Here is a 15415-nt window from a genome sequence, read left to right as displayed (position 1 = left end):
CCGCGGAACAACGCCGTGACCGGCACGTCCAGGGCATCGGCCAACAGGGCGAGGGTCGTCAGGCTGCAGCTGGTCTGGGCGTTCTCGATCTTCGAGAGCATCGGCTTGGAGATCCCGGTGCGGGCTGCACCGGATCGTGGAGGCGATCTGCCGGTGGATCGCGGGGCAGTACGCCCCCGACCGCCCGCCGGCGTGATCGGATCAGATCGGGCGTGAGCCGCGCTCAGCCCGTGTCCGTGGCGGACTCCACGTAGCGGGCGACCCACCCGTCGGCCTGGTGCTCGACCCACAGCCGTTGCGCGAGCAGGTCCTCGTCGCGGCGGTACCGGTCGATGCGTTCGACGGCGTCCCGGTGCAGCTGCCCCTTGGTGACATTGAACGTGTCCCGCGGCGCCTCGTCGGCCATCCGGACGGCTGCGGCGAGCGCCCGCGAGCGCAGCTCGTCGGCGGCGACCACCTCGTCGACCAGCCCGAGGTTCTTCGCGACCTTCGGCCGGTGGGTCTCGCCGCCGAGCACCAGCTTCGTGGTCAGCACGCCGCCCACCGCGAAGCGCAGCACCTCCAGCGCGACCCGCGGCACCACCAGCCCGGTCCGGAGGGCGCGCATCCCGATGCGCCCGTCGCCGTCGGCCATCAACCGCCGGTCCGCGCAGCAGGCCAGCACGCAACCGCCGGTGACGGCGTCCCCGTTCACGGCCGCGACCACCGGCAGCGGGCACGTGAACACCGCCTCGAGCACCCGGTTGAGCAGCGGCAGGAAGTTGTGCACGTAGTGCTGTCCCCCGCCCAGGAACTCCCCCAGGTCGATCCCGGCCGAGAACGCGCTGCCGGAGCCGGTCAGGACGACCGCACGGGCCGTCCCTCCCGGCAGGTCCCGGAACGTGCGGAACAGCTCCTCGAGCAGCTCGACGTCCATGGCATTGACGGGCTCGCGGGCCAGCCGGATGACGGCCACCGCGTCCTGGTCCTCGCGCGCGATCACACAGCACTCGGTACCCGTTCGGGGACGGTCGAACCCGACACACTCGACCGGTAGCCCGAGGGGCACCGCTGCGGGCGATCGATACATCGCCCGGTGAAAGGCTCGAAACTGCAACCGCAAAAGCCGAAGCGGGGTTCTGCAGGACATGGTCGACGACGGGCACGACGGGACGGCCGAGGCCGCCGTCGAGGAGCAGTGGTTGCGCTGTGCCCTGGCTCGTGACCTCGACTCCGGATTCGCCGAGCTCACGCGGGTGCACGGCGACGTCGTCCACTCCGTCGCCCGCAACCTCGCCCGCCCGGCCGACGCCGAGGACCTGGCCGCGGAGGCCCTGCTCAAGGCGTACCGGGCCCTGCGCGGCTTCGACGCCGCGCGGATCGGCACGCTGTCGATCCGGCCTTGGCTGCTCACGATCCTGCGCAACACCGCCCGCAACGCGGCCAGGGACGCCGCCCGACGGCCCGGCCCCCCGCCGGCGTTCGAACCGTCCACCGAGCAGACCGGGCCCGAACCCGCCGCGGGCCCCGCGGAACGCGCCGAGCGCGCGGACACGCAACGCCGCCTCGGCGTCGTCCTGGCCGAACTGCCCGAGGCGCAGCGGACCGCGATCGTGCTCCGGCACGTCGTGGACCTGCCGATCGGCGAGATCGCCGCGATCCTCGGCTGCAAGGACGGCACCGCCAAATCCCACATCTCACGAGGACTGCAACGACTACGGACACTGCTCACCGACACCACGACCACCGCCACGGTGACGGTCGTCGGCGGAACGGCACAGCGGGTGCTCCGGTCGGGGAGGACAAGTCGATGACCAACAACGGCCGACCTTTCGGCACCGATCAGCAGCTCGTCAGCGCGCTCGGCACCCTCGCCGCGCCGGCGCCGCCCGGCCTGGCGGACAGGGTGTTCACCCGCTGGGCGAGCGCGCCGAGCCGCCTCGGCGACGTCTTCGTCGCCTTCACCGACCGGGGCGTGCAGTTCCTGCGCCCCGCCGGGGAAGGTGACGCCGACGGGTTCGCGGACGCCTACCACCGGCGGTTCGCCCGCCCCCTGCAACCCGCGGCGAGGCTCCCCGCCGGGGTCCTGCCCGCGCTGCGGGGACGCCAGGCCCGCGCCCTGACGCTCGACCTCGCCGGCCTCTCGGAGTTCGAACGGGCCGTGCTGGCCGCGACCCGGCGGATCCCGGCCGGGCAGACCCGCCCCTACGGCTGGGTGGCCCGCGAGGCCGGCAGCCCGCGCGCCGTCCGGGCCGTCGGATCGGTGCTCGCCCGCAACCCGGTACCGCTGCTCGTGCCGTGCCACCGCGTCGTCCGCGCCGACGGCGCCGTGGGCGACTACATGTTCGGGGCTCCGTCCAAGGAGCAGCTGCTGCGCGACGAGGACGTCGACCTCGACGGGGTCCGGGCGCTCGCCCGCGGCGGCGTGCGCTACCTGGCCAGCGACACCACCGGGGTCTTCTGCTTCCCGACCTGCCGCGACGCCCGGCGGATCACTCCGGCCCACCGGCACGGCTTCCGCACCGTCTCCACGGCCGAAGCTGCGGGCTATCGGCCCTGCCTGCACTGCCGGCCCGCGGCCTGACCGTGGACCGCAGGGGCAACGGGAACGACCCGGACGGGGTTCTGCAGGACGAACCGGAGAACCCAGCAGAGGAGCGACCCCCATGTCCACGACCATCCGCTCGACGCCGATCGGGCCGCTGACCCTCACCGCCTCGGACGAGGGCATCACCCGCGTCGCGTTCGGCGCCGCGCCCGCCGACACGGCTCGTTCCACCGAGGCCGGGCAGTGGCTCGAGCAGGCCTCCCGGGAGCTCGACGAGTACTTCGCGGGCACCCGTACGGCGTTCACCGTCCCGGTCGACCTCCGCGGGGTCGGCGCCGGGCAGCGCGCGGCGCTCGACCTCCTCGGCGCGGTCGGCCACGGCGAGACCACCACCTACGGCAGGCTGGCCGCGCAGCTCGCCCGCCGGGGCGGGCCGGGGTCGGAGTCGTGGTCGTCCGACGTGGGGCCGCGCCGGGTCGGGTCCGCCATGGCCCGGAACCCGGTCCCGGTCCTCGTGCCGTGCCACCGCGTCGTCGGCAGCAACGGCGACCTCACCGGCTACGCGGGCGGCCTCGAGATCAAGCGGCGCCTGCTCGAGCTCGAGTCCCCGCAGGCGATGCTCGGATCGGCCTGAACCGGCTCGCGATCGGAAGGACCAGCATGACCGACGCCACCACCACGCCGGGCCCGGCCGACACCGCCCGGAGCCTCGACTGGCCGGCGATCGAGCAGCGGCTCGACGCGGAGGGCTTCGCCTCCGCCGGGCCGCTGCTCGGCCCCGACCAGTGCCGCGGCGTCGCCCGCATGTTCGACGACGACGCCCGCTTCCGCAGCACGGTCACCATGGCGCGGCACTCCTTCGGGGAGGGCAGCTACCGCTACTTCGCGAACCCGCTGCCCGAGCTCGTCCAGCAGCTGCGCGAGGCCCTCTACCCGCCGCTCGCCGCCATCGCGAACCGGTGGGCGGAGCGGCTCGGCGAACGCCGCTTCCCCACGAACCTCGACGCGCTCCTCGACGAGTGCGCCGGGCTCGGCCAGCACCGCCCGACCCCGCTGGTCCTGCGCTACGGCCCCGGCGGCTACAACTGCCTGCACCAGGACGTCTACGGCGACCTGACGTTCCCGCTGCAGTTCCTGATCATGCTGAGCCGGCCGGACGAGGACTTCACCGGCGGCGAGAGCGTGTTCGTCGAGCAGCGGCCCCGCCAGCAGTCCCGGCCGATGGTCGCGCGGCCGGGCCAGGGCGAGGCGCTCATCTTCCCGGTGCGGCACCGCCCGAAGCTCGGCACCCGCGGCTACCACCGGGTACAGATGAGGCACGGCGTGAGCGCGGTGCACTCCGGGGAGCGGCACGTGCTGGGGATCATCTTCCACAACGCGCGCTGACGGGTTCCCTACGGCGCCGAGCCGTCCTTCCGCGACGGCCTCTCCGCGTCGGGAGCGCCGCCGATCAGGTCGAGCAGGCGGTCGTGGCGCTCGACGTAGGCCGCGCCGAACCGCCGCTCCGCCCGGGCCAGCCTCCTCCCGGAGTACCGCCGGCGCGCCCATACCGAGGCGGGCTTCGCGAGCCGGATCGCGCCGACGGTGGCCACGAGGGGCATGGCGATCCCGAGCATCCCCGTCGCGATCTTGCCCTTGAGGAAGCACATCCCGGCCATGGCCAGGTTCACGCAGATCGTGGCGACGTACGCCCACACGGCGAGAGGGCCCGGGCCCTCCTCCGTCCCGACCGGCGAGGCCTGCACCAGCAGAACCGCGCCTATCGCGCCGCCGATGAGGATCGCGTCCACCGACTGCCGGCCCTGCTCGCCCCAGTAGACGTCGTCGAGGTGGAACCACAGCGCGAACTCGTCGAGGGTCAAGGCGGCGCCGATGCCGAACAGCGTCGCCAGGACCTGCACCCACGGCGGTCCCGGCTGGTAGCGGAACTCCAGCAGCCCGCACAGCAGCACGAGCAGGATCCCCCACACCTGGTGGTGGACGTGCACGCCACCGATGTGGATGTCGCCGAGGCCACCGCCCTCGGCGGACGGTGCGGACGCCTTCGCGCGGATCCGACGGGTGATCCCCCGGACCACCACGAACGCCGCGACGAAGCCGATCAGCGCGCAGAAGGCGGCCGACCGCTCGGAGCCGACGAAGGTCTGCTGGAACCAGCCCACGACGGGACCCCCGCATCCGATGCTGCGGTGTCACGCACCGATCCGCCGATCCTGCCGACATCGGGCACGCGACGCCATCCCTTGACACCACCCTCGGGTCGCGGCAACCTGGTCCACCGATGTCAGGAATACTGATACTCCCGCGCCGAACGCCCGGTCCGGCGCCGTACCCTCCCCCTCGCCGAGGAGCTGCGATGACCAGCACCGCCCCACGTCTCCCGTACGGGGCCGGGCGGGCGGGGCGGCTACTGCGCCGGGTGGGTCGCCAGGGCGGCGCGGCAGCGGTTGAGCACGTCGTGCAGCGAGGCCTGCTCGTCGTCGGTGAGCCGGCTGACCATCCGGGCCTCGATGTCGGCGACGCGCGCGGCGTGCTCGGCCAGGAACGCGCGGCCCGCGCCGGTCAGGCTGATCAACAGCCGCCGCCGGTGGGCCGGGTCCGGGGCCCGCGAGATCAGCTCGCGGCGTTCCAGGCTCGTGACCAGGTCGGTCATGGTCTGGGCGGTGACGAACGAGTTGCGGGCCAGCTCGGCCGAGGTGAGGCCTTCGCGCCGGGCCAGCACGGTCATCGCCGTGTACTGCAGCGTCGTCACCCCGGTGGGGCGCAGCAGCTCGTCGAGGTGGGCGCGGACCGCGAGCTCGACCTGCTTGACCGCGTAGAGCAGCGACGGCCGGCCGGCCCCGTCCGCGGTGGGACCACCGGTGGCGTCCCGCCGCTCGGCGCTCGCCGTCATCGGTGCCCCTTCGGTTCGATGCCCTGCCGTCCCGGTCGCAGGAAGCCTGGCACAGGCGGCGGCGCCGCGGCCAGCACCCCCACGCCCGTCCCGCGCTTCTCGAAGGGTCCGCGATGAACGTCTCCACCCTCGCCGGTTCCGATATCGGGCTGGGCAGCTGGCCCGCCCGCCGGGCCCGGATCTCCCCCGGGCGGACCGCGCTGACCCAGGCCGACCGGAGCCTGACCTACGCCGAGCTCGCCGACCGCACCGAACGCCTCGCGGGAGCGCTGGCCCGCCTCGGCGTGCGGCGCGGCGACCGGGTCGCCTACCTCGGCGTCAACGACATCACCGTGTTCGAGACGCTGTTCGCCACGGGGCTGCTCGGCGCGATCTTCGTGCCGCTGAACCACCGGCTCTCCGGGCCCGAGATCCGGTACATGCTCGAGGACAGCGGGGCCCGCGTGCTGGTGCACAGCCCGGACAGCGACGCGCTGGTCGCGGCGGCCGCGCCGCTGCCCTCCGGCGTCGAGCACGTGCTCGCGACCCGGCCGTCCTCGTGTCCCGCGCGCGGACGGGACCTCGAGGCGGAGATCGCCGCCGCCGGGCCGGCCCCGGAGGCCGCGGTGTCCCTCGAGGACCCGTGCCTGCTGCTCTACACCTCGGGCACGACCGGCCGGCCGAAGGCGGCCACGCTCACCCACGGCAACCTGACCTGGAACACCGTCAACCAGCTCGCCCACGTCGACGTGCTGAGCACCGACCGGGCGTTGTGCATCTCGCCGCTGTTCCACTGCGTCGGCCTCGGGCAGATCACCCTGCCGACGCTGTTCAAGGGCGGCAGTGTGGAGCCGGTCGCGAAGTTCGATCCCGGCGCGATCCTCGCGCGGATCGCCGACGCCGCGATCACCAGCTTCTCCGCGGTGCCGACGATGCTGCAGATGATGTGCGAGCACCCCACCTGGGACACCACCGACCTCACCTCGCTGACCTGCGTGATCTACGGCGGCTCGCCGGTGCAGGAACGGGTCGCGAAGGCCTGGCTCGCCCGGGGCGTCCGGCTGGTGCAGGGCTACGGGATGACCGAGGCGTCCCCCGGCGTCACGATGGGCACGCACGACGGCACCGTCGAGCACCCGGTCTCGGCCGGGGTGCCGCACTTCTTCACCGACGTCGCCGCGCTGCGGGACGAGCAGCCCGGACCGCTCGGCGATGCGCCCGCGGAACTGCTCGTGCGCGGTCCGCACGTCTTCCCCGGGTACTGGAACCGCCCCGAGGAGACCGCGGCGAGCTTCATCGCCGGGGACTGGTTCCGCACCGGGGACGTGGTGCGCGTCGAGGAGGACGGCTGGACCCACGTCGTCGACCGGGTCAAAGATTTGATCATCTCGGGTGGCGAGAACGTCTACCCCGCCGAGGTCGAGGCCGTCGTCGTCCAGCTCGCCGAGGTCGAGACCTGCGCCGTCGTCGGTGTCGCGGACGAGCGCTGGGGCGAGGTCGGCGTCGGCTACGTCGTCCTCCGCCCCGGCGCCACCCTCGACGAGGCCGGCCTGCGCGCCCATCTGGAGGCCCGGCTCGCCCGCTACAAGGTGCCCAAGCACCTGGTGTTCGTGCCCGAGCTGCCCCGCAACGCCACCGGCAAGATCCGGCGGGTCGAGCTGCGCGACCGCGCCGCCACCGAACTCCGGGACGCCGTGCCTGCCGCCCTCGCGGCCGACCCGGGCCCGGCGACCGACCGACAGGACGGACGACCAGCATGACCAGCCCCGACGAGCGCGAGCCCGGCTCCGGACCGACCGAGGAGGAGGTCCGGGTCCTGCTCCCGCCCTCGCTGACCGTGGAACCCTACGGCGACGTCGCGGTCCTGCGGCTGTGCCGCTCCGCGAAGCGCAACGCCCTCGACGACCCCACCGTGCTGGGCATCGAGGCGTTCTTCAGCGCGCCGCCGCGCGGGGTGAAGGCGGTCGTCCTGGACGCCGACGGGGACCACTTCTCCGCCGGGCTCGATCTCTCCGAGCTCACCGAACGGGACGCCTTCGAGGGCCTGGAGCACTCGCTGATGTGGCACCGCGCGTTCGAGCGCCTCGAGCGCGGGCGGCTCCCCGTCGTCGCGGTGCTGAAAGGCGCGGTCATCGGCGGCGGCCTCGAGCTCGCCACCGCCGCGCACATCCGCGTCGCGGAGCCGTCGGCCTTCTACGCGCTGCCCGAGGGCCAGCGCGGCCTGTTCGTCGGCGGCGGCGCCTCGGTGCGGGTGCCGCGGCTGATCGGGGCGCACCGCATGGCGGACATGATGCTCACGGGCCGTGTCCTCGACGCCGACGAGGGCCACGCCGTCGGGCTCTCGCACTACCGGGTCGGTGCGGGCGAGGGGCTCGGGCGGGCGCTGGAGCTGGCCCGCACGATCGCCTCCAACTCGCCGGTCACGAACTTCGCGGTGCTCCAGGCGCTGCCCCGGATCGCCGAGGCCAACCCGGCCGAGGGCTACCTGATGGAGTCGCTGATGGCGGCCGTCGCGACCGCGAGCGACGAGGCCAAGCAGCGGATGCAGGACTTCCTGCACAAGCGCGCCGGGAAGGTGGGACGGTGAGCACCCCCGAGCTGCTCCGCCCGGTCGCGGCGGACGTCCGCGACACCACCGAGATCGGCCGCTATCTCCGGTGGCTGGACGAGCACCGCGGCCTGCGGTTCGACGCGTATCCCGGCCTGCACCGGTGGTCGGTGGAGGACCTCGAGGGGTTCTGGTCGTCGATCCGGGAGTACTTCGGGGTCTGCACCCACTCCCCCGCCGAGCGGGTGCTCGGTGGTCGGGAGATGCCCGGCGCGCAGTGGTTCCCCGGCGCGACGCTGAACTACGCCGAGCACGCGGTCGGCCTCGCCCGCGGCGACCACCACGACGCCCGGCCCGCCGACGAGGTCGCCGTGGTCGCGTACTCGCAGACCCGCGAACCGGTCGAGCTGACCTGGGCGCAGCTCCGCGACCAGGTCGCCCGCGCCCGGGCGGGGCTGCAGCGGCTCGGCGTCGGCCGCGGCGACCGGGTCGTCGCCTACCTGCCGAACATCCCGGAGACCGTGGTCGCGTTCCTGGCCACCGCCGGCCTGGGCGCGGTCTGGGCGAGCTGCGCACCCGAGTTCGGCGCGCGCTCGGTGCTCGACCGCTTCGCGCAGGTCGAACCGCGGGTGCTGCTCACCGTCTCCGGGTACCGCTACGGCGCGAAGGATGTCGACCGTCGGGCCGAGGTCGCCGAGATCCGCGCCGGACTGCCGACCGTCGAGCGCGTCGTGCACGTCCCCTACGGGCCGGACGACCTCCCGGACACCGTGGGCTGGGACGAGCTGCTCGCCGAGCCCGGCGAGCTCCTGTTCGACGCCGTGCCGTTCGCGCACCCGCTGTGCGTGCTGTTCTCCTCCGGCACCACGGGCAGGCCGAAGGCGATCGTGCACGGCCACGGCGGGATCCTGCTCGAGCACCTCAAGAACCACGGCCTGAGCTGGGACCTGCGCCCCGGGGACCGGATCCTCTGGTTCTCCACCACCGCCTGGATGATGTGGAACGCCCTGGTCTCCGGGCTGCTCGTCGGCGCCTCGGTCGTCTTGGTCGACGGCAACCCGATGTACCCGGACCTGGCCTGGCAGTGGCGGCTCGCCGAGCAGACCGGGGCGACGCTCATGGGGGCCAGCCCCGGGTTCCTGATGGCCTGCCGCAAGCAGGGCCTCACCCCGGCGAAGGACCACGACCTGTCCCGCATCCGGCAGATCGGCGCTGCCGGCAGCCCGCTTCCCGCCGAGGGCTACCACTGGGTGCGCGAGCAGTTCGGTGCGGACGTGCTGCTCAACGTGGGCAGCGGCGGGACCGACGTGTGCACCGGCATCGTCCAGGGCGGCCCACTGCAACCGGTGTGGGCCGGGGAGATCTCCGGGCCCTGCCTCGGGGTCGCCGCCGAGGCGTTCGACGAGAAGGGCGACCCGCTCGTCGACGAGCTCGGGGAGCTGGTGATCACCGCGCCCATGCCGTCCATGCCGGTCGGGTTCTGGGGCGACCGCGACGGGTCCCGCTACCGCGAGGCCTACTTCGCGGAGTACCCGGGCATCTGGCGCCACGGCGACTGGATCCGCTTCTCCGCCACCGGGAGCTGCAGCGTCGCCGGCCGCTCGGACGCCACCCTCAACCGCGGCGGCGTCCGGCTCGGCACCGCCGAGTTCTACCGCGTCGTGGAGGAACTGCCCGAGGTCGAGGACTCGCTGGTGGTGCACCTGGAGGACCCCGCAGGCGGCAACGGCGAGCTGCTGCTCTACGTGGCGCTGCGCGACGGGGTCGAACTCGACGACGACCTGCGCCGGGCCATCGCCGGGTCACTGCGCTCGGCGCTGTCACCGCGGCACGTCCCGGACAGCATCACGACGGTCCCGGCGGTGCCGCGCAACAGGACGGGAAAGAAGCTGGAGCTGCCGGTGAAGAAGATCCTGCGCGGCGCGCGCGTCGAGGACGTCGCCAGCCGCGACGTCCTCGCCGACCCGACCTCCCTCGACGCCTTCCTCGCGCAGGCCGCGGCCCGGAGCCGGTCGTGACCGGGGAGATCGGGCGGGTCGCGGTCGTCGGGACCGGGGTGATCGGGGCGAGCTGGGCCGCGCACTTCCTCGCGCACGGGCTCGACGTCGTCGCCACCGATCCCGCGCCCGGGGCCGAGGTCCGCCTGCGCGCGGACGTCGCCGCCCACTGGCCGGTGTTGGAAGGGCTCGGGCTGGCCCAGGGGGCCTCGCCCGAGCGGCTGAGGTTCGTCGCCGACCCCGCCGACGCGGTCGCCGACGCCGACTTCGTCCAGGAGAACGGGCCGGAACGCGAGGACGTCAAGCACGCCCTGTTCGCCGTCCTCGACCAGGCCACCCGGCCCGACGTGATCCTGGCGAGCAGCTCCTCGGGCATGCTGCCCACCACGATCGCGCGCGGCTGCCCGGCGCATCCGGAGCGCGTGGTGATCGGGCACCCCTTCAACCCGCCGCACCTGATCCCGCTGGTGGAGGTGGTCCCCGGGGAGCAGACCTCCCCCGGGACCGTCGACCGGGCCGTCGCCTTCTACACCGCGGTCGGGAAGCGCCCGATCCGGCTGCGTCAGGAACTGCCCGGGCACGTCGCCAACCGGCTGCAGGCGGCGCTCTGGCAGGAGGCGTACTCCCTGGTCGAGCGCGGGGTCGCGACCGTCGCCGACATCGACACCGCGATCTCCCACGGCCCCGGGCTGCGCTGGGCCGTCCTGGGCCCGTTCGCCAACCAGCACCTCTCCGGCGGCCCCGGCGGCCTCGCGCACATCCTCGAACACCTCGGCCCGCCCACCGAGCGGTGGTGGCGCGACCTCGGCCGGGTCACCCTCACGCCCGAGCTGTCCACGACCCTCGTCGCCGGCGTCGACGCCGAGCTCGACGGCGTCGACCAGGCCGCACTGGTCGCGGACCGCGACGCCGTCCTCACCCAGCTGCTCGCGGCCAAGGCCGCGCGTCCCGACCTGCCCTGACCCTGGAGCCCCTCGTGCCTGCCCTCGACCTCGCCGCGCTCACCGCCCTCGACGTGCACACCCACGTCGAACAGGACGGCCACGGCTGCTTCGCCCTCGACCGGGAGCTGCTCGACGCCTCGGCCAAGTACTTCCGTGCCGACCAGGACCGCACCCCGACGGTCGCGGCGATCGCCGAGCACTACCGCGCCCGGAACATGGCCGCGGTGATCTTCACCGTCGACGCACCGGCCGGCACCGGGCACCCGTCGCTGTCCAGCGAGGAGATCGCCGACGCCGCCGCGGAGTTCCCCGACGTGCTGATCCCCTTCGGCTCGGTCGACCCGCACGCCGGGAAGGCCGCCGTGGCCCGCGCGCGGCGGCTCGTCACCGAGCACGGGGTCCGCGGGTTCAAGTTCCACCCCAGCCTGCAGGCGTTCGAGCCGAACGACACGGCCTTCTACCCGCTCTACGAGGCCGTGACCGAGCTGGGCGTCCCCGCGCTGTTCCACACCGGACAGACCGGGATCGGCGCCGGCCTGCCCGGCGGGCACGGCATCAAGCTGCGCTACTCCGCGCCCATGCTGCTCGACGACGTCGCCGCGGACTTCCCCGACCTGACCGTCGTCATGGCGCATCCCTCGGTGCCGTGGCAGGACGAGGCCATCTCGATCGCCACGCACAAGGCCAACGTCTACATCGACCTGTCCGGCTGGTCCCCCAAGTACTTCCCGCCGCAGCTGGTGAAGGCGGCGAACACGATGCTCCGGAACAAGGTGCTGTTCGGATCGGACTTCCCGGTCATCACCCCGGATCGCTGGCTCGCCGACTTCGCGGAGCTCGAGATCAAGGACGAGGTCAGGCCGTTGATCCTCAAGGACAACGCCGTCCGGATGCTCGGCCTGAGCTGAGCGCCGCGGGCGATGCTCAGCCCGGGAGCGGCCGGCGTTTGAAGGTGACGCTGCTGAGCCGCCCGGCCAGGCCGGCGGGGACCTCCCAGTCCCCGGGAGCGCCGGTGGGGCAGGCGTCGTGCGCGACGGCGGCCTCGACGACGGCGCCGGCGTCGCCCTCGTCGAGCCCGACGAACCGCACCCGGGCCTTCCCGGGGCCGTCGACGGCGACGACACCGTCCTCGGGGCAGCCACCGAGACACTGCACGTTGCGCACCGCGATGCCGGCACCGGGCGCGTCCCGGGCGAGCGCCTTCGTCAGGGCCCGGCCGAAGTCGCCGGTGCGGCGGCTGTCGTAGCGGGGGCAGGTGCGGCAGATCAACAGGGTCATCGACGGTTCCCGAGGAGGCGGGAACCGCCCGGCACGGAGCGTGCCGGGCGGTTCGGGTGGCCGGTGGTCGGCGGGTGAGGAGATCAGGCGTGCGCGGCGGCCCGGTTGCGGTCGACGTTCCCGGGGTTCTCCGGGGTCTCGGCCGGGGCGTCGCTCGCCTCCTTGTGGAACCTGCCGTCCTTCATGATGTAGTTGATCTTCTCTGTGTCCTGCAGGACGGTGATGTCCGCGAGCGGGTCGCCGTCGACCAGGATCAGGTCCGCCAGGTAGCCGGGCTGGACCTTCCCGAGCTCGTCGGGGCGCAGCATGATCTCCCCGCCCCAGGCGGTCGCGGCGATGATCGCCTCCATGGGGGTGAAGCCGAGGAGCTCGACGAAGTGCTCCAGGTCGCGGGCGTAGGTGCCGTGCGGGGTCCAGGCGAACCCGTAGTCGCCACCGGGAAGGATCTTCACGCCCCGCCGGTGCATCTCGCGCAGGCCCTCGATCGCGGTCTCGAGCTCCTTCTTGTAGCCGACGGCCTCGGCGGCCTCCTGCGGGAAGCCGAAGGACTCCGCCTCGTACAGCGTCGCGACGAGCCAGTTGATCCCCGGCGCGACGAACACCCAGTCCTTGTTGGCCTCGAGCATGTCCATGCCCTCGGCGTCGGTGAAGCTGGCGTGGTAGATGATGTCGACCTTGTTCCGGACGCACATCTTCACGCTCTCCGCGCTGCGGGCGTGGGCGCAGACGCGCTTCCCCCGGCGGTGTGCCTCGGCGACCGCGGCCGCGGTCTCCTCGTCGGAGAAGTAGGTGTCCTCTGCCCGCTGGGTGCCGGTGATCTCCTCGCCCGTCATCGACAGCTTGATCTGGTCGACGCCGATGTCGATCAGCTCGCGGACGGCCTTGCGCATGCCCTCCGGGCCGTCGGCGAACTTGGTGATCGACTTGATCAGCGCGCCGCCGGTGACGGCGATCTCCGGGCCGTTGGCGAGGTAGCGCGGGCCGGGGATGCGGCCGGCGTTGATCGCGTCCCGGCAGACGACGTCGAGGCGCTCCTTCGCCGAGGCGGCGCCGAGGCACATGGTGTAGCCGGAGTCCAGGTAGGTCTTCGCGGACTCCAGACAGAACAGCAGGTGCTCCTCGACGGGCATGGTGCCCAGGCCGTCGAGGTCGGCCGAGTTGTTCCAGGAGAAGTGGGTGTGCGCGTCGCACAGGCCGGACATCAGGGTCCGGCCGCGGCCCTCGACGACGCGGGCGCCCTCCGCGCGGGCCGCGTCGACGACGCCGACGGCGGCGATCCGGTCGTTCTCGACCAGCACGTCCCCGCGGTAGGGGTCCGCGCCGGTGGAGTCCAGGATGCTGACGTCGCGGAACAGGGTCTTCTCGGGTGTCACGGGCACGGTGGCCACTCCTCTTCGCTGAGGGCCGGCGCCGGCCGAGGACGGCCGGCACCGGATGCTGGGTTGAGCCGGGTGCTGGATCTAGAAGAACTTGAGCAGGTGGTCGGTGACCGGGCGGGCAGCCTCGAGGGCCGTCCAGTGCCCGATCCCGGGCACGATCTCGACGGTGGCGGAGCCGTGGGCCTCGGCGAGCTCGGTGCTGGCCTCGGGCGGGCCCACCTTGTCCTCGTCACCGGTGATCAGCAGCAGCGGCAGGTCCGGGGCCACCGGGCCCGGGTCGCCCGCGGCGGCGAGCGCCTCGCAGTTGCGGGCGTAGCCCTCGGCGTCCTGCCGCATGACCAGCTCGCGGACGAACGCGGCGACCTCCGGCTTGTCCCGGCGGGTGGTCTCGGACAGGGCGTTCGCCACGACGCCGGGGGCGACGGCGACGGTTCCCTTCTCCCGCAGCACGGCGGCCCGGTCGCGCTGGGCCTGCCGTCCCGCTTCCGCCGGTTCGCGGACCGCGCCGAGCAGGGCGAGCGCGGACACCCTGTCCGGGTACTTCGCGGCGAACGTGCGCGCGACGAGGGTGCCCATGGAGTGGCCCACCACCCCGGCCGAGTCGATCCCGAGCTCGTCGAGCACCCCGGCCAGGTCGTCGGCGTGGGACTCGATGCTGATCCCGTCGGCGTTCGCCGAGCGCCCGGCGCCGGCCGAGTCGACCCGGATCACGGTGTGGCTCCCGGCGAGGGCGTCGGCTTGACACTGGTAGAAGTTCGAGGTGCCGCCGAGGCCGTGCACGAACAGGACCGCGGGGCCCTCGCCCTCGACCTCGACCGCCAGTTCCTTACCGTTGACGTACATTCGCGTCCTTTCTCAGGCGATCCGGTTGCGCTGCGCGCCGAGGCCGGTGATCGAGACCTCGACGACGTCGCCGCTGACCATGAACTTCGGCGGGTCGAACCCGATCCCGACACCGGCGGGGGTGCCGGTGGCGATCAGGTCCCCGGGCAGCAGGGTGATCCCGGCCGACAGCGTCGCGATCAGCTCGGGGATGTCGAAGATGAGGTCCTTCACCGGGGCGGACTGCCGCGGCTCGCCGTTGACGACGCTCCGCACCTGCAGCGACGTCACGTCGTCGATCTCGTCCGCGGACACCGCGTAGGGCCCCATCGGGGCGTGGGTGTCGAGGGACTTCCCGATCAGCCACTGCTTGTGCTTGCGCTGCAGGTCCCGCGCGGTGAAGTCGTTGATGATCGTGTAGCCCCACACGTGGTCGTAGGCGTCCGCGCGGCTGATCCCGCGCCCGCCCCGGCCGATGATCACCCCGAGCTCGGCCTCGTAGTCCAGCTCGGAGGTGACGTCGGTGTGCGGCTCGATGTCGTCGAACGGCCCGTTGACCGAGGTCGTCGCCTTGGAGAACACGACCGGGAACTCCGGCAGGGCCTCGGAGCGGTCGGGCTGGTCGTAGCCGCTGCGGCCGAACTCCACGACGTGCTCGCGGTAGTTCTTGCCGACGCAGAAGAGGTCACGCCGCGGCACCGGGATCGGCGCGTGCAGGCGGACGGAGTCCAGGGCGTGCCGCGGCTGCCCGGCGGCGTCGCGCTCGAGCACCGGACCGAGCTCGGCCCAGCGCTCGATCACCTCGAGGACGCCGGCGCCGGCCGGGAGGAGCGCACTGACGTCGTGGACGACGCCCGCGTCCGGGTCCGCCACGCCGACCTGCTGCGCCGACCCGGTGGAGAAGGTCACCAGCTTCATCGCTGCACCAATCTGAACCAATGGAACCAATACTGCCGGAGGTGAACGTACGCCGCCCATCTCGACCTGTCGAGGGCCGTGAACGTCACGTTTCAGCAGAACGGCGATTGGTCTGGATTGGTCACGCCGC

16 protein-coding genes are annotated in these 15415 nt (G+C 73.2%); 9 read left to right on the top strand and 7 right to left on the bottom strand.

The annotated features are described in order from the left end of the window. Positions 1-223 precede the first annotated feature (223 nt). Positions 224-982: an enoyl-CoA hydratase/isomerase family protein gene (locus WBK50_RS13535; protein WP_341335954.1), complete on the bottom strand. Its 759-nt coding sequence runs from the start codon at positions 980-982 to the stop codon at positions 224-226. A 145-nt stretch (positions 983-1127) separates the two neighbouring features. On the opposite strand from WBK50_RS13535, the gene WBK50_RS13530 reads away from it, so the two are divergent. From WBK50_RS13530 to WBK50_RS13515, 4 genes are all read left to right on the top strand, one after another. Beyond that, entirely contained in the window at positions 1128-1793 is a 666-nt protein-coding gene (locus WBK50_RS13530) for an RNA polymerase sigma factor (protein ID WP_341335953.1), read from the top strand. Continuing rightward, positions 1790-2563, top strand: a complete 774-nt coding sequence (locus WBK50_RS13525) for a methylated-DNA--[protein]-cysteine S-methyltransferase (RefSeq protein ID WP_341335952.1) — start codon at positions 1790-1792, stop codon at positions 2561-2563. The genes WBK50_RS13530 and WBK50_RS13525 overlap by 4 nt, the downstream gene beginning before the upstream one ends. A gap of 82 nt (positions 2564-2645) precedes the next feature. Next, positions 2646-3161, top strand: coding sequence for a methylated-DNA--[protein]-cysteine S-methyltransferase (locus WBK50_RS13520; protein ID WP_341335951.1), 516 nt, complete (start codon positions 2646-2648; stop codon positions 3159-3161). Between the two features lie 26 nt (positions 3162-3187). Then, on the top strand, positions 3188-3913 hold the full coding sequence (locus WBK50_RS13515) for a 2OG-Fe(II) oxygenase (RefSeq protein WP_341335950.1): 726 nt from the start codon (positions 3188-3190) through the stop codon (positions 3911-3913). 8 nt (positions 3914-3921) lie between these two features. Here WBK50_RS13515 and WBK50_RS13510 read toward each other — a convergent pair whose 3' ends face one another. Further along, a complete protein-coding gene (locus tag WBK50_RS13510; RefSeq protein WP_341335949.1) occupies positions 3922-4689 on the bottom strand; it encodes a hypothetical protein in 768 nt (255 codons plus the stop codon). A 245-nt stretch (positions 4690-4934) separates the two neighbouring features. Beyond that, positions 4935-5420, bottom strand: coding sequence for a MarR family winged helix-turn-helix transcriptional regulator (locus WBK50_RS13505; RefSeq protein ID WP_341335948.1), 486 nt, complete (start codon positions 5418-5420; stop codon positions 4935-4937). Positions 5421-5533: 113 nt separating this feature from the next. Between WBK50_RS13505 and WBK50_RS13500 the strand changes: the two genes are divergently transcribed. From WBK50_RS13500 to couO, 5 genes are read left to right on the top strand one after another with little or no spacing between them, the layout of a single operon-like run. Further along, positions 5534-7159: an acyl-CoA synthetase gene (locus WBK50_RS13500; RefSeq protein WP_341335947.1), complete on the top strand. Its 1626-nt coding sequence runs from the start codon at positions 5534-5536 to the stop codon at positions 7157-7159. After that, positions 7156-7986 (top strand): crotonase/enoyl-CoA hydratase family protein, encoded by an 831-nt coding sequence (locus WBK50_RS13495; protein ID WP_341335946.1) that lies wholly within the window; start codon positions 7156-7158, stop codon positions 7984-7986. Before WBK50_RS13500 ends, WBK50_RS13495 begins: the two co-directional genes overlap by 4 nt. Further along, a complete protein-coding gene (locus tag WBK50_RS13490; protein WP_341335945.1) occupies positions 7983-9965 on the top strand; it encodes an acetoacetate--CoA ligase in 1983 nt (660 codons plus the stop codon). The genes WBK50_RS13495 and WBK50_RS13490 overlap by 4 nt, the downstream gene beginning before the upstream one ends. Then, entirely contained in the window at positions 9962-10906 is a 945-nt protein-coding gene (locus WBK50_RS13485) for a 3-hydroxyacyl-CoA dehydrogenase NAD-binding domain-containing protein (protein WP_341335944.1), read from the top strand. The genes WBK50_RS13490 and WBK50_RS13485 overlap by 4 nt, the downstream gene beginning before the upstream one ends. 14 nt (positions 10907-10920) lie before the next feature. Next, positions 10921-11796: a 4-hydroxyphenyl-beta-ketoacyl-CoA hydrolase gene (gene couO / locus WBK50_RS13480; protein WP_341335943.1), complete on the top strand. Its 876-nt coding sequence runs from the start codon at positions 10921-10923 to the stop codon at positions 11794-11796. Positions 11797-11812: 16 nt separating this feature from the next. Here the strand turns inward: couO and WBK50_RS13475 are convergent, their stop codons facing one another. From WBK50_RS13475 to WBK50_RS13460, 4 genes are all read right to left on the bottom strand, one after another. Further along, entirely contained in the window at positions 11813-12166 is a 354-nt protein-coding gene (locus WBK50_RS13475) for a DUF1636 family protein (protein WP_341335942.1), read from the bottom strand. A gap of 83 nt (positions 12167-12249) precedes the next feature. Next, positions 12250-13545 carry a metal-dependent hydrolase family protein gene (locus tag WBK50_RS13470; RefSeq protein ID WP_341335941.1) on the bottom strand — a complete coding sequence of 432 codons (1296 nt, stop codon included), beginning with the start codon at positions 13543-13545 and terminating at the stop codon, positions 12250-12252. Positions 13546-13626: 81 nt separating this feature from the next. Then, positions 13627-14388, bottom strand: coding sequence for an alpha/beta fold hydrolase (locus WBK50_RS13465; RefSeq protein WP_341335940.1), 762 nt, complete (start codon positions 14386-14388; stop codon positions 13627-13629). A 12-nt stretch (positions 14389-14400) separates the two neighbouring features. Continuing rightward, a complete protein-coding gene (locus WBK50_RS13460) occupies positions 14401-15285 on the bottom strand; it encodes a fumarylacetoacetate hydrolase family protein (protein ID WP_341335939.1) in 885 nt (294 codons plus the stop codon). Between the last annotated feature and the right edge of the window lie 130 nt (positions 15286-15415).

Source organism: Pseudonocardia sp. T1-2H (assembly GCF_038039215.1).
Taxonomy (GTDB): Bacteria; Actinomycetota; Actinomycetes; order Mycobacteriales; family Pseudonocardiaceae; genus Pseudonocardia.
This window is presented reverse-complemented; position numbering and strand designations above follow the sequence as displayed.

Coding starts and splice junctions, on each gene's coding strand:
- WBK50_RS13530 (WP_341335953.1), top strand. CDS start 1,128: ATGGTCGACGACGGGCACGACGGGACGGCCGAGGCCGCCGTCGAGGAG.
- WBK50_RS13525 (WP_341335952.1), top strand. CDS start 1,790: ATGACCAACAACGGCCGACCTTTCGGCACCGATCAGCAGCTCGTCAGC.
- WBK50_RS13520 (WP_341335951.1), top strand. CDS start 2,646: ATGTCCACGACCATCCGCTCGACGCCGATCGGGCCGCTGACCCTCACC.
- WBK50_RS13515 (WP_341335950.1), top strand. CDS start 3,188: ATGACCGACGCCACCACCACGCCGGGCCCGGCCGACACCGCCCGGAGC.
- WBK50_RS13505 (WP_341335948.1), bottom strand. CDS start 5,420: ATGACGGCGAGCGCCGAGCGGCGGGACGCCACCGGTGGTCCCACCGCG.
- WBK50_RS13500 (WP_341335947.1), top strand. CDS start 5,534: ATGAACGTCTCCACCCTCGCCGGTTCCGATATCGGGCTGGGCAGCTGG.
- WBK50_RS13495 (WP_341335946.1), top strand. CDS start 7,156: ATGACCAGCCCCGACGAGCGCGAGCCCGGCTCCGGACCGACCGAGGAG.
- WBK50_RS13475 (WP_341335942.1), bottom strand. CDS start 12,166: ATGACCCTGTTGATCTGCCGCACCTGCCCCCGCTACGACAGCCGCCGC.
- WBK50_RS13465 (WP_341335940.1), bottom strand. CDS start 14,388: ATGTACGTCAACGGTAAGGAACTGGCGGTCGAGGTCGAGGGCGAGGGC.
- WBK50_RS13460 (WP_341335939.1), bottom strand. CDS start 15,285: ATGAAGCTGGTGACCTTCTCCACCGGGTCGGCGCAGCAGGTCGGCGTG.